A 13067-nucleotide genomic window follows, 5' to 3' on the forward strand; every position below is an offset into this window, starting at 1 on the left:
GGATTTTGGATATTTCCAATGTCTACCATATGGGGAGCATATCATTTACAAGGGCTTGTAGGGGTTTTCATCAACACATTTTGTCCTATAACTCTAAAGGGATTAAGGGGGTTTCTATCAACACATTTTGTCCTATAACTCCCGAAAGAAGATGAATCCCCGCAGCCTTTCATTCAAAAGGGCCGCGGGGATTTTCACCAATACTTTTTGTCCTATATCTCTATATCCCTAGTAGTGCAGCATCTGGATCAGGAAAATCCAGGCCAGACTATAGTAGGTTACCACAGCAACCAGATCGTTAACTGTGGTGATCAGGGGGCCGGATGCGGCCGCCGGATCAATATGAGCCTTCTTGAAGACGATGGGGATGATGGTCCCCACCAAGCTGGAAATGGCCATCGCGATCAAGAGAGCCGCACCGACGCAGCCGGAGATGGCGAAGGCATAGAGCCAGGGCTCTGCCTTGGCAAAGTGCAGATAGAGACCGATTGCCGGGATCGAGAAGGAGGCCAGAAGAATTCCATTGCCCGAGCCGACGCGGAACTCCTTCCAGATCAGGCGCATCTTCTGACCCAGGGTCAGATTCTCGTCCATAAGCACACGGATGGTCACCGCCAGAGACTGGGTCCCGACATTGCCGGCCATGTCCAGAATCAGCGACTGAAAGAGCATGGCCACAGTGACTTCCGCCACAACCTTCTCAAACATGCCTACAACTGTAGATACAAACAGTCCCAGGAAGAGCAGGATAATCAGCCAGGGCATGCGCTTCTTAATAGAGGTTGGCACTGTCTCTGACAGATCCTCCTCCGCTGTCAGACCAGCCAGCTTGGCGTAGTCCTCTCCTAACTCCTCATCGATCACCTTGACCAGATCCTGCGAGGTGATGACCCCAAGGACGCGATTCTCTTCATCCAGGGCCGGAATGGAGTCCTCGGAGTAGTCCTTAATCCACTCAATACAGTTGTCAATGGACTCCTTGGCGTAGACATAGGGGTAAGAGGTAATGATCAGATCTTCCAGGCGGTCTGTCTGCCGGGCGATAATCAGATCCTTCAGGTTGATCGCCCCATAGAAGACCTCGTTCTCATCCACGACATAAATGGTTGAAATATTGTCATTTTCCGCCGCCTGCTCGATCAGGCTCTTCATGGCCCCGCGCACATCCAGATTCCGCTTGATCTCGATGAAATTGGTGGTCATGCGGCTTCCGATCTGCTCCTCGCTGAAGGACGCGACCATGGCCATTTCCCGGCGCAGATCCTTATCCATAAGGCCGACCAGAATCTCCCGCCTCTCCTGAGAGAGTAGGCGCAAGAGGTCTACCGCCTTGTCGGTATCCATATTGGAGATCATGGATATCTGCTTGCGGATATCCATCTCCATCAGATATTTGGCGGCCCGGTCCTCATCCACATACTCGAAGATATCCGACAGATCCTCAATATCCAGGATCCGGTAGAGACGCTTACGCTCGGTCTCATTCATCACATCGAGGGAATCCGCGATATCCGAGCTGTGGTAGTCCATGATCCGCTCTTCCATCACCTTGGGAGAAATATTTCCTCGAATGATGGAGGCGATTTCTTCTTCGTAATTGGGCTTCTCGATATCCTCATCCTCATTGGACTCAGCCCCGTTCTCCATGCGGTTCTGAGGCTCCATATCCTCCGGAAAGACCTTCTCTTCTCCGGCAGAAGCCTCTTCCGCCGGCTGCGTTTGAATCAGCTCCTCCTGTGTGGAATCCAACTGCTTCTTCTCCATTCCAGGCTCCTTTCTCGGGCAAGAGCGGCCGGAATACGCGAGAAGAAAACTCCCTTCAATGCTCCAGAGGAGAGTGTGTCTGCTTTCGCATTCGGCGCCAGTCTCGTATGCTGCCCGCTGCTATGTCTGCATTGCAACTTCGGACATAACCGTCATCGCTCATGAGCTCACTCTCCTTTCCATACGACAAAATGCTGCTTCCTGGAATATGCATCCTCATTGATCATCCTATGACCGCTTCCCAGGCATTGCACCATCATGAAAATCCAATCTATACGTCTAACCGAGTATAACACTGTCAGTCCCAAAGAACATCGTCTATCCGACAATTTATTCGAATTTCTCCGGTATGGGAACTGCAAGCATCACTTGTTTCTCTTCCGGCTCATAGAGACATAGAGATCGTAGAGGGCGGACCCCGTCTTGCCCTCCGGCGGGTGATCCTCATCCCCCACTTCCAGCTCATAACACTCATAGGCGTTAATGATTCTGGTCCCGACCTCGTGCACGTGAAAGCGGTCTCCCCCATAGCTCAGATGGACATGGCCGTGGAGCATATACTTGGGCTTCCACCTGCGGATCAGATCATTGAAGCACGCAAAGCCCCAGTGAGGCAGGTCTTCCATGTCTCCATAGCCCTTGGCCGGGGCATGGGTCACCAACATGTCAATCCCCCCCCGCAGGGCGATTGCGTTGTTGACCCGACGGATTCTCCTGCTCATCTCCTCTTCTGTGTACTGGAAAATGCCCTGGTTATAGCGGACCGAGCCGCCCAGTCCCAGAATCCGCAGGCCGTGAAAATCATAGACCCTGTCTTCAATGCAGGTACAGCCCTGGGGCGATTTTCTCCTGTAATCCTGATCGTGGTTGCCGTGTACATAGAGCAGGGGCTTGTTGGTCATGCTCACCAGAAAATCCAGATAGGAGGCCTTTAAATCTCCGCAGGAGATAATCAGATCTACATCGGCAAATCGGCTCTTGTCGAAGTAATCCCAGAAGGCTCTCTTCTCCTCATCGGCAATGGCCATAATCTTCATCGCGCGTCCTCTTTCTCCGTCACGGTATCAATGCCGCTGACGGCCACCAGTTCTCTGGCCTCATCCGTCAACTCCTCCAGACTGGGAATGGAGCCTATGACATTGTCATTGAGCCAGTCCATACTGATGATCTCCCGGCTGGAGAAGCGAGGCGCCTTGGGTCCCTTGATCATCCCCTCCTGAGAGTGAATCTCCCCGTCAAAGGGATTGATATAACCCGACATAATGGCATCGACCAGACGTTCCGCTGTCTTACGGGAGTAGAAGGGAATGTGCTTGGAGAGAATCAACTCCACCGCTCCCGTCGCCATCCCCCAGTAGAAGTTGAGCGAGCGATTCTCCTGCCGATCCTTCAGGGATGCCGTCCCCCTGACAATCGGACGAAGCAGACGCTCATAGAATTTACCCCAGTTATTGAGCGGGGCGCAGAGATTATGCACCATTCCGTTCTCATCCCTGCAATAGAGACCATATTCGCGGGAAGCCTGCCTGGGGCGGATCATTTCCAGACCGGAAATCACCCGGATATCCTCTCTCTCAAGCAGCTCTTCCCAGCTGGAATTCCTGGATCCGGACCAGTCCAGGTATATCTTTACCCTGGGGTCGACCATAGCCGCCCCGATCGCGAAGGCATTGATGTCCGCCACCGCGCCGAAGATGGGGAAGTTGGCCCGATAGCCGATCTTGTGATTATCGCTGGTCATTGCCGCCAGCGCCCCCATGATAAATTTGGCATCATAAGACCGGGTGTAATAAGTCATTACCTCACTGGAAACCAGATTGACAGAACAATTTAAGAAGCGAACCTCCGGATAAAAGATCGCTGCCCGCTGGGTGATCGGCATCATGGCTAAAGAAGTCGTAAAGACCATCTGGCAGCCCGCCTCCATCGCCTGGTCAATGGCATCCGAGATCTTCTGCTCATCTCCGCAGTCGTCAAAGGCCATGGTCTTCACCGCTCCTTCGAATTCAGACTCTAAGGCGAGTCTTCCCAGCTCGTGCGCGTAAGACCAGGAGGACTCTTCCTTGCTCTTCTCGTAGAGGAAGGCCACAGATAAGGGGCGTTTTTGCGTATAGGCATCCCCCCTCTGCAGGAAGGAAAAAATTTTTCTGCTTCCCCGCTCCGTCTCTTCTGCGTCCGCAGTCTCAACCAAAGCGACATCTCCCTGCCCGCCGGCCAGAGTAATCTCACTCCAGATCCGATCCACCTGGCTATCCAAATATGCCTTGCTCTCGTTCGCCAGGGTCTCTATCGGATAGATCGCCAGATAGATCAGCATGGCGTCCGCCGCCGTCATATCCAACTGGTCGCCGCCGTGTTCCGTGAAAATGCGCTCAAACATGCCGTAGGCGCTCTTTAAGTCCTTAATGGCCTCTTCTGACCAGCCATGCTCCAAATCCTGTCCGCATGCCTCTGCCAGCTTAGCATAGTCCCCCTCGTGCGAGAACTCAATGGAATAGAGCGGACACACCTCATAGAAGTCCACAAACTCCTGATAACGGCGTAACTCTGCAGCTTCTTCTTCATCTCTGGGCCGTCCGAAGGGCATGATGCGGATCACATTGGCCAGAATATCCTTCACACCGGCATAGGCGCTGACAGAAACTCTCTTATTGCCCTCCTGCACATAGAAACGCCACATATACTCATAGGCCAGGATCGGCTCGCGGATCCCCTCTTCCATCTGGGAGTCATAGAGGGTGGACCATTTCTCCGCGAACTCCGTCGACGCGCCCAGAAGGGGCATGAAGTTAGAGGCAAAGGAATTCTGCCTTCCCTTGGTCATTGTACCGACAATCTTCTTAATGGGGATTTCAACCAGTCCCAGATTGCGAACCCCTCCCTGCAGAGCTCCCGGCACAAGATCCTCCAGAGACGTCAGATAAGGATACTGGCCGGAAGCCATAGCCTCTCTGACACGGCGTTTCCCCGCCTGTCTGGCATTATCATAATCATCAAGCATACGCATACCTCCTCATCTCCTCCTGCGGCTTGTCCCTGGTATGGACTTCCTGATCCTCCCCACAGACACGACGCAAAATCAACTGATATCTGCTGTGCGGAGTGGTAGCTGCTTCAGCCCCGGTCACTCCTGATTTCTGACAGACCGGCTCTGCCTTTTGCTCGAATTTACTCCTATAGAATCGACTCTGTCAACTTGAGAACCGCCTTTGCCAGTTCCTCGACCCTGCTTTTGGCAGCCGCCTCTTCTCTCTTTCTCGTGTAGAAATAGAACTTGAGCTTGGGCTCTGTACCGGAGGGCCGCATGGCAAACCAGGACCCGTCCTCCATGACGTACTTGAGCACATTCGCGGGCGGAATATCCTCATATCCATCCCGGTAGTCGATCGTCTGCGCCAGGGGCAGGCCCCCGAAGCTCTCGAAGGCATTTGTCCGAAAATACGCCATGATCCGGGCAATTCTGGCCGATCCCTCCTCTCCCTTTAAGACCAGGGAGACGGGGTGGTCCGCGAAATAGCCATAGGTCTGATAGAGCTCCTCTAAAACCTGTCCCAGGCTCTTGCCGCATCCGGCATAATAAGCCGCCATCTCAGCGACCAGCATGGCTGCCGCCACCCCGTCCTTGTCCCGGACAAAGGAGCCGGGCGCGCAGCCGATGCTCTCCTCATAGCCAAAGAAATAGGAGATCCCCCTCTTCTCAAGCTCAGGAATGCGGCCGCAGATATTCTTAAAGCCGGTCAGTGCCTCGTAGACTTCAATCCCATGCGCCCGGCAGATGGCCGCCCCGAAGTCAGAGGTAACAATGGACTTGATCATGGCATAAGAGCCTCTTGACCCGGTTCCCGCATCTGACGGATTCTCCCGCCCTGCAAGCATCTCGTCTATGTCCCTGCCACTGGCTCTCGTATCTGATGAGATCTCTCCTGAGCCTTCCTGCGCCTTGGGGCAGCGGTCCTCCTCAGGCCGCAGGCCTTGGGCCAGATAATGGATCAGAAGGGCTCCGGTCTGATTGCCGTTTAAGAAGCGATAACCTCCCTGTCCGTCCTGAATTTCAATTGCCATTCGGTCCGCATCCGGATCCGTGGCAATGAGAACAGCCGCCCCTTTTCTCTTCCCCAGTTCCTCCGCGTAGGAAAAAGCCTTTGGGTCCTCCGGATTGGGATAGACTACAGTAGTGAACTCCGGATCCGGATCCGCCTGCTCTTTTACCGTATAAAATCCGGTAAAACCACGCTCTTTTGCCAGGGTCTCCACGGGAATTCGGCCGGCCCCGTTGAGCGGGGTATAGACCATGGGCAGATCCAGCTTCAGTTCCTCCTTCCCATGGCAATAGAGCGAGGTTACATAGGAGAGGTAATCCCGATCCATCTCCTCTCCCAGCATGACAATTTCTTTTCTCTTGACCGCCGGATCATCCGGCCTGGTAAAGTTCTCAAAGAAGTCATGCCTTTCAATGGACGCCTGCATACCCTCGGAGACCTGTCCCGAGATCTGCGTCCCGTCCAGCCAGTAGGCCTTATAGCCATTATATTCCCTGGGATTATGGCTGGCGGTCAGGTTGATCCCTGCCACACAGCCCAGCCTGCGAATGGCGAAGGACAGCTCCGGCGTTGGACGAAGAGAGGGGAAATTGTAGGCCCGGATTCCGTTGGCGGCAAAGATCTCCGCAGCCAGATTGGCAAATTCCTTTGAGTGATAGCGGCAGTCATAGGCGATGGCAACGCCCCGATCGCAGACCTCATCTTCGGGATGCTCTCTGCCATAGGACAGAATATAATCCGCGATTCCCCGGGTCGCCCTCCCCACCGTGAGGACATTCATGCGATTCGTTCCTGCTCCGCAGATCCCCCGAAGTCCCGCTGTCCCGAAGCTGATCGTCTGATAGAAGCGGTCCCTGATCTGATCCTCTTTCCCCCGGATCTGCTCCAGCTCCCGACAGAGCGGGTCTTTGGCCGGCAGCTGATTCAGCCAGCGCTCATATTCTTCACGTGCGTTCATTGATTCCCTCCCCAAACTGACAAATTTTCCGCCGCTTGCTCCCCCGCTCCCAGCCGCTCAAGCGAAGGCGATCCGCATGTTCAAAAGCGGTCTTCGCAAATGGACATTTCGGTCAGCCCTAATGACTGCGCCAGGTCCGCAGCTGATCTCTCAGCCAGTTCTCCCAGGCCTCCATGCCCTCCCCGGTCTTTGCCGAGACAGGAAAGGCGCGGATCTTCGGGTTCAGCTTCCTGACCCGGTCCATGCAGGCCTTGAGGTCAAAGTCGAAATAGGACAGGGTATCCGTCTTGGTAATCACAAGGGCATGGGCCCTGGAGAACATGAGCGGATACTTCAGGGGCTTGTCGTCTCCCTCCGGCACCGAGAGAATCATGACATCCAGGCCTGCCCCCGTGTCAAATTCCGCCGGGCAAATCAGGTTCCCGACATTTTCCAGAAAAATCAGGTCCTCCCTTCCAGCGCTTTCCTGTGAATTTCCTCCGTGCTCCGCGGCCAGAGCCTCCAGGCTTCTTCTTGTCATGCCCGCGTCCATATGACACATGCCGTCCGTGTGCGCCTGAATGCTCCTTGCTCCCAGAGCCTCTATGCGCAGGGCGTCCACGTCCGAGGCGATATCCGCCTCCAGGACGGCGATGCTGACATCTGTCATATCCTGAATGGTCCGGGACAAAAGAGAGGTCTTGCCGGATCCCGGAGATGACATGAGATTGATCAAAAGCTGACCGGTCGTCCGCATCTGCCCGCGCAGAAGATCGGCATCCCGGTCGTTGGACGCGGTCACTGACTTGTGCAATTCAATGGTTCTCATCTGCGTCCTCCCTGATCGGCTTTTGTTCTGTCTCCTCCCCAAAAGAGGCAACTTTGGCAAACGTATTGTCCTCCCCGGCCCGGGCAGAACCGGCATTCCCTCTGCTTCGGCCGCGGAAGGCTTCTACCTGCCCAATCAGCCAGTCAAGCCAGGCCTCCATTCCCTCCCCCGTCTTCGCGGAGAGAGGATAGACGGCGATCTGCGGATTCAGATCAAGAACCCGCTTGCGGCAGCGCGCGAAGTCAAAGTCAAAGACCGGACTGACATCTGCCTTGTTGATCAACAGACAATCGCTGACCGAGAACATGAGAGGATACTTCAGAGGCTTGTCGTCCCCCTCCGGCACCGACAGAATCATGACCCTGGCCCCGGCTCCGACGTCAAATTCCGCCGGGCAGACCAGGTTGCCGACATTCTCCAGGAAGATCAGATCCAGATCTTCGATGCCAAGCCCACCCAGTCCCCGCCTGGTCATATCCGCGTCCATGTGACAGGAGCCCCCGGTGTGAAGCTGGATAACCCTGGCCCCGGCCTCTGACACGGTTCTCGCGTCGACATCCGAGTCCACATCCGCTTCCATGACGCCGATCCGATAGTCATTCTTCAGAGCCTCTATTGTCTTCACCAAGAGGCTGGTCTTGCCGGCCCCCGGAGAGGCCATCAGATTTACCAGAAAGACCCCTCTCTGTTTCAGTTCTTCTCTCACCCGAGCCGCGACAGCGTTATTATCAGCGATCACCCCCTCTTTGGTCTCCAGAATTTCAAATGCCCGACTGATCATTTCCATTCGCTGTTTCCTCTTTCACCGCCCCGGCCGTTGGCCATTTCCTCTATCACTTTCCCGGCCTTCAACTATTTCCCCTGTTTTCCCAGCTGTTGTCCCTTATTCTACCCTAAGTCCCTCTCACAGAAAACTTCCTGCGGGGGGAAACCAAGACATCCATGGCGGGATCCGGAGCCGCATTTCCCTCTCCCGGAAAGCTCCTCCCTGGAGGAAATCAAGGCGTCCACGGCGGGATCCGGAGCCGCGACCCACTCTCACAGAAGCCTTCTTGCGAGAGGAAATCAAGGCGTCCACAGCAAGCGCCAGAATCGTCAAAAAACCGCCCACTCGGGACGGCTGCCATATTTTCTATGATTTTTCTTTGACCGACTATTCTTCTCTGGCCGACAGGAAAAAATCTCCGGCCCTGATCACAAGCTCCGCCTGGTCCAGTGTATGACAGTTCATGTGATAGCTCTCTTCCATAGGGATCCATCGGCTCTGAAAATTGCGCAGACCCTCCGGCCCATTTCTCTTCTCAATCCTCGCAAGCTGCAGGAGGGGATCAATATCGTAGAAGATCTTCAGATCCGCGTAGTCCCCGTAGTAAGGGTGAAAGCTGTAGGCTCCCTCCACCAGTCGGATCCTCCCGGCCCTGACAGAAACCGCGGGCCCGTAGTCCATGATCTTACAATCGAAGCGGGTATAAGAGAAAGCGTCCTCCTCCGACAGCCTGGGAAGAACTTCGGCGGCGAAACGCTCAAAGTGAACATTTCCTCCGGGCGCACCCAGACGCTCTTTTGTTCGAAGCTCCTGGGGCAGAAAGAAATCGTCCATATGGACAGGGTCAAGCCCCATCTCCGCTCCCAGAGCGGCTGCAAGCGTTGATTTGCCGGCCGCGGACCTCCCATCGATCGCGACAATATAGCTTTTGTCCGCCTTTTTTCTCGCCTCTTCTTGAATCAGCGCAGTCAACTGCGCCAGATCTCTTATCACCCCTCATTCCCCACGGCCAGACCGGCCCTGGTCAGCGCGATGACAATGCTTGGAATAATCAGCAATTGGAGGACAATTGCCGGAAAGCTGCTGATGAAATAAGAGGTCACCCACATCTTCAGACTGTATCCCTGGCCCGCGGAAAAGAGGAGGCCGTGCACCAGTCCCGCAACGACGCGTCCGACCAGCATCGCCACAACCAGGCTGATGTAGAGATTCCGGTAGCTGCGCTTATTTCTGAAGGGGCCATTGATCATACGGCCGGTCACAAAGCCATAAACCGCCAATTCTACCATCATGCCGGGCAGAACCGGAGTCGGCGGCATACTGGTGACGACGGACGAGAGCAGGGGGCCGATGATCCCGGTGATGAGACCCGCCGGCCAGCCAAAGGTCAGACCCGCAATCAGAACCGGAATGTGCATGGGACTGAACATGACGCCACCGTTTGGAATGATTCGCACCAGCATGGGCAGAATCAGACAGAATGCAATGCTGACTGCCGTCATGACCAGATTTCTTGTAGACAACAAAGACTTGTTCATCGATAGACTCCTTCATTCGAAAAGGGGCTGTGAACCCTCTCACAGTCCCTCCATGCTTCCGATTCTGTCGGTAGACGTCAAAATGCCTCCAATTATGCCTCTGCAATGACCTCAATCTCACAGAGCACGCCCAAGGGCAGATCCTTGACCGCGACGCAGCTTCTGGCGGGTTTAGAGGTAAAATAGCGGCTGTAAACCTCATTAAAAGCGGCGAAATCGGCAATATCAGCCAGAAAACAGGTGGTCTTAATCACCTTATCGTAGCTGCTGCCGGCCGCCGCGAGCACCTGTCCCACATTCCTGCACACCTGCTCGGCCTGCTCGCTGATTCCTCCCTCGATCACCTTTCCCTGCTCGGGAACAATGGGGATCTGTCCGGAAGCAAAGACAAATCCATTGGATACGTAGGCCTGTGAATAGGGGCCGACTGCCGCGGGTGCCTTGTCTGTCGCTACAAGTTTCATTCTGCTACCTCCCTCGTGATTTTGTTCATTTGAAACCAATGTTTATTTTAGCACAATTTCTCAGCAGTAAGACGCACGCCGTTTAAGCATTCCACTGTGATAAACAACAGGATACCGGCTGGCGCCGCGCATCATTTTCCCAACGGAGATGGAGGGATTTGAACCCCCGCGCCGGCAGAACCGACCTACCGGATTTCGAATCCGGACCCTTCAGCCACTTGGGTACATCTCCATATCATATAGCATCGGCCTTCCGAGGAGCCCGATGCTGGCGCTGCCATCCGGCTTCCCCCGGATGATCTCACACCCATAGATCATACCAGTCCCTGAGGCCTCCGGTCAATTCCCCTTCCACCTGTCACAAAAGTCCCACAGGCCCCGGTCAGGCCTCTGTGATCCGGTAATCCATTTGAGCCAGATCCGCTCTCAGACAGATCTTGGCCCCATCCCTCTCATGACTGAGGGTCAGGATATGGCCTTCAGAGCGCACTTTAAAATGATTTCCCTCTTCAAAGGCGGGATGCTCATTTCGCAGCCTCAGCAGACGCAGCTGCTCTTTGACCAGGGGAAGCTCCATGCGACGTCTGGCTTCCCGGGCTGTCAGGTTGCTGCGGTTAATCTCCTTGTGTCCTCCCTCTCCGGCCCGCTTCATGGCCTCATAGTCGTTGGCTCCGCCCAGAAGGTCCAAGTACCAGACCTGGGGCTTGCCCGGCATAAAGATCTGAAGTGCGCGCGCCATGAGCATTTTTCTGTCATCCTCGCCCAGGGCGGAATAATAGCTTGTATTGACCTGATAATAGATGTTCCTAGCCCCGTGCAGGTTCTTGACATAGCCTCCCCTCTTTACCATGAGGTCGATCAGATCCTGTATGCGCCTCTCCGGGAGGAGTCCCTTTAAGTCCAGCATGGGAATCCCATCGTGGCAGCCCAGCATATTGACCAGGGAAATTCCCCTCTCTGTGACTTCTTCGGCCCAGGCAGCCAGGCGGCCTCCGTCGCCGGACTCGATCGCGTCGATGACCAGGCCGGGTAGGAAGAAATCATAGACCATGTAGCCCCGCTCACCGATCTTTCGGTAGATCCCCTCCTCATAGGAGGCGTGGATCTCCGGCAGAAGCCTGAGGCCCCTCCTCTTAGCCAGGCCATGAACCCGCTCGAGCAGGTCCCAGGTTTCCGGCTCATTTAAGAAGTTCTTCTTGCCCACAGCCTTTGGGGCGTAGGCGAAGGCGTCCAGGCGGAGAATCGACGCTCCATAGGAGGCGATCTTATCCAGGACCTCCTCATAGAAGTCCCAGACCTTGGGCGAGCGGATGTTCAGATCCATCTGTCCCTGATAGCGTTTCTTGCCATTCTCCTCCCAGACCTTCTGATAGAAGGTGTTCCAGTAGGGGTGCATGCTCTGGTCGGGGAACTGAACCATGAGAATGGGCAGGCCGGGCTTGCGGAAGAACATATCCCTGATGTACTTGTCCTCGGGCTGGATATAGCCCTCCTTTGTCATAGAACCGCAGCCCTTCCAGAACTCGTTCCAGTCGATGAAGAAATCCCTGTACTCGGACTCCTTCCCCCTGGCCAGAAGATCCTGGAATTGGGGAGACATGGCAGAGGCGTGATTTAAGATGAAATCCAGCTTGAGATCCAGGCCCATATCCCGCATTCTGCGAAGGTCCGACCGGCTGGCCAGATCCTCGTTGATGTCGTAGTCCACAACACAAAAGCCCCGGTCCAGGTCCGAGTGATAGAGGCTTGGAAGCAGGTAAAAGGACTTAAAGGCCCCCTTCCACTCCTCTTCCAAAAGACTTACCGTCTCTTCCAGACAGGAGCCGATACTGTCAGGATAAGCGTTGAGCATAGGACCGTTCTGATTCATGCAATCTCTCTCCTTCCGCCTGCGCCTCCCGCGTCCGCAGTCGAACGCGAACTCAGCAACTCTTACAGCAAGTCCCTCATCAGGCTCTGAAATTCCTCATGGGTCAAAAACTCTCCCTGCCTCGATACGATCAGCTTGGCCCTATGGGCCTGGGCCGCCAGCTTCTTCTGCTCCAGCCCCAGCACCATGGAGACAAAGGGGGAGTCCACATGGCCGTCTCTTGCCCTGGCTCTGCGAAATTCCAGCGTCTCCTGGGGCGTGCTGTTGAGCAGAACCGGGAAATCAACGCCCCGGATATCATCCGAGTTGGCATGAGTCCACTCCAAAATCAGGACATCAATGTCAGAGAAATCCACCTTTTCGTAAGAGACTTCTCCCGGCTTTCGCCCCATCCGCTTCATGGGAATCAGCCTGTCTCCCCTGTGGAAGGCCTTCAGAATCACGTTGACCGTGTCAAAATCCTGCTCATCATCACTGCCCAGATAACGGTCTAAGGCCTCTTTGCCGCCCTCGGCATAGACCCGCTCTCTCTTGGCGTCATTGAAAGCGGGAATCCGGTGGGGATAATTATCCCCGGACATGGTATAAGCCCCGATTCCGTCCTCGTTCAGACGGGCTCTGACAATGGCCGCAACTGTGGACTTGCCCACACCGGAGCCCCCGCAGAAGGCAATCACCGTCTTCGCCTGTCCGACCTCTCTTCGGCCGGCAATATAGTCTTTGACCACAGTATAGATCCTGTCGGCAATGGGGATAATGCCCTCTGTCACAGAGATCTTCTCTCCCGGCAAATCCCCGCCCCGTATCTTCTGGTAATCCATCGCCGCCTTCCTCTCTTAGAAAAACTTCCTCACAGGCA

Annotated in this window: 11 protein-coding genes and 1 tRNA gene; all 12 read right to left on the minus strand. The window is 55.0% G+C overall.

Annotation, left to right across the window (positions count from 1 at the left end):
* Nucleotides 1–228: 228 nt before the first annotated feature.
* On the minus strand, nt 229–1764 hold the full coding sequence (mgtE, locus tag HMPREF1508_RS04235) for a magnesium transporter (protein ID WP_242834494.1): 1536 nt from the start codon (nt 1762–1764) through the stop codon (nt 229–231).
* Between the two features lie 365 nt (nt 1765–2129).
* The gene (locus HMPREF1508_RS04240; protein WP_006907179.1) at nt 2130–2801 is read right to left on the minus strand and encodes a metallophosphoesterase family protein; all 672 of its coding nucleotides are present in this window, start codon (nt 2799–2801) and stop codon (nt 2130–2132) included.
* Nucleotides 2798–4765, minus strand: coding sequence for a BMP family ABC transporter substrate-binding protein (locus HMPREF1508_RS04245; RefSeq protein ID WP_044959734.1), 1968 nt, complete (start codon nt 4763–4765; stop codon nt 2798–2800). Before HMPREF1508_RS04245 ends, HMPREF1508_RS04240 begins: the two co-directional genes overlap by 4 nt.
* Before the next feature lie 173 nt (nt 4766–4938).
* A complete protein-coding gene (locus tag HMPREF1508_RS04250) occupies nt 4939–6762 on the minus strand; it encodes a phospho-sugar mutase (RefSeq protein WP_044959736.1) in 1824 nt (607 codons plus the stop codon).
* 118 nt (nt 6763–6880) lie between these two features.
* Nucleotides 6881–7570 carry a hydrogenase nickel incorporation protein HypB gene (gene hypB / locus HMPREF1508_RS04255; protein WP_044959737.1) on the minus strand — a complete coding sequence of 230 codons (690 nt, stop codon included), beginning with the start codon at nt 7568–7570 and terminating at the stop codon, nt 6881–6883.
* Nucleotides 7557–8357 carry a hydrogenase nickel incorporation protein HypB gene (hypB, locus tag HMPREF1508_RS04260; protein WP_044959739.1) on the minus strand — a complete coding sequence of 267 codons (801 nt, stop codon included), beginning with the start codon at nt 8355–8357 and terminating at the stop codon, nt 7557–7559. The genes hypB (HMPREF1508_RS04255) and hypB (HMPREF1508_RS04260) overlap by 14 nt, the downstream gene beginning before the upstream one ends.
* A 366-nt stretch (nt 8358–8723) precedes the next feature.
* Nucleotides 8724–9329, minus strand: coding sequence for a uridine kinase family protein (locus HMPREF1508_RS04270; RefSeq protein ID WP_006907172.1), 606 nt, complete (start codon nt 9327–9329; stop codon nt 8724–8726).
* Nucleotides 9326–9874, minus strand: a complete 549-nt coding sequence (locus tag HMPREF1508_RS04275; protein ID WP_044959742.1) for an ECF transporter S component — start codon at nt 9872–9874, stop codon at nt 9326–9328. Before HMPREF1508_RS04275 ends, HMPREF1508_RS04270 begins: the two co-directional genes overlap by 4 nt.
* A 92-nt stretch (nt 9875–9966) precedes the next feature.
* Entirely contained in the window at nt 9967–10338 is a 372-nt protein-coding gene (locus tag HMPREF1508_RS04280) for a RidA family protein (protein ID WP_006907170.1), read from the minus strand.
* 143 nt (nt 10339–10481) lie between these two features.
* A tRNA-Ser gene (locus HMPREF1508_RS04285) sits at nt 10482–10570 on the minus strand.
* Between the two features lie 150 nt (nt 10571–10720).
* A complete protein-coding gene (locus tag HMPREF1508_RS04290; RefSeq protein ID WP_044959743.1) occupies nt 10721–12208 on the minus strand; it encodes an alpha-amylase family glycosyl hydrolase in 1488 nt (495 codons plus the stop codon).
* A gap of 62 nt (nt 12209–12270) precedes the next feature.
* Nucleotides 12271–13029: an adenylyl-sulfate kinase gene (locus tag HMPREF1508_RS04295; RefSeq protein ID WP_006907168.1), complete on the minus strand. Its 759-nt coding sequence runs from the start codon at nt 13027–13029 to the stop codon at nt 12271–12273.
* Nucleotides 13030–13067: the final 38 nt, after the last annotated feature.

Origin of the sequence: Shuttleworthella sp. MSX8B (assembly GCF_000524295.1) — a bacterium.
Taxonomy (GTDB): Bacteria; Bacillota; Clostridia; order Lachnospirales; family Lachnospiraceae; genus Shuttleworthia; species Shuttleworthia satelles.

Excerpts from the sequence above, each read along its gene's own strand:
- HMPREF1508_RS04290 (WP_044959743.1), bottom strand. The coding sequence starts at position 12,208 with ATGAATCAGAACGGTCCTATGCTCAACGCTTATCCTGACAGTATCGGC.
- HMPREF1508_RS04240 (WP_006907179.1), bottom strand. The coding sequence starts at position 2,801 with ATGAAGATTATGGCCATTGCCGATGAGGAGAAGAGAGCCTTCTGGGAT.
- HMPREF1508_RS04275 (WP_044959742.1), bottom strand. The coding sequence starts at position 9,874 with ATGAACAAGTCTTTGTTGTCTACAAGAAATCTGGTCATGACGGCAGTC.
- hypB (WP_044959739.1), bottom strand. The coding sequence starts at position 8,357 with ATGGAAATGATCAGTCGGGCATTTGAAATTCTGGAGACCAAAGAGGGG.
- hypB (WP_044959737.1), bottom strand. The coding sequence starts at position 7,570 with ATGAGAACCATTGAATTGCACAAGTCAGTGACCGCGTCCAACGACCGG.
- HMPREF1508_RS04280 (WP_006907170.1), bottom strand. The coding sequence starts at position 10,338 with ATGAAACTTGTAGCGACAGACAAGGCACCCGCGGCAGTCGGCCCCTAT.
- HMPREF1508_RS04295 (WP_006907168.1), bottom strand. The coding sequence starts at position 13,029 with ATGGATTACCAGAAGATACGGGGCGGGGATTTGCCGGGAGAGAAGATC.
- mgtE (WP_242834494.1), bottom strand. The coding sequence starts at position 1,764 with ATGGAGAAGAAGCAGTTGGATTCCACACAGGAGGAGCTGATTCAAACG.
- HMPREF1508_RS04250 (WP_044959736.1), bottom strand. The coding sequence starts at position 6,762 with ATGAACGCACGTGAAGAATATGAGCGCTGGCTGAATCAGCTGCCGGCC.
- HMPREF1508_RS04245 (WP_044959734.1), bottom strand. The coding sequence starts at position 4,765 with ATGCTTGATGATTATGATAATGCCAGACAGGCGGGGAAACGCCGTGTC.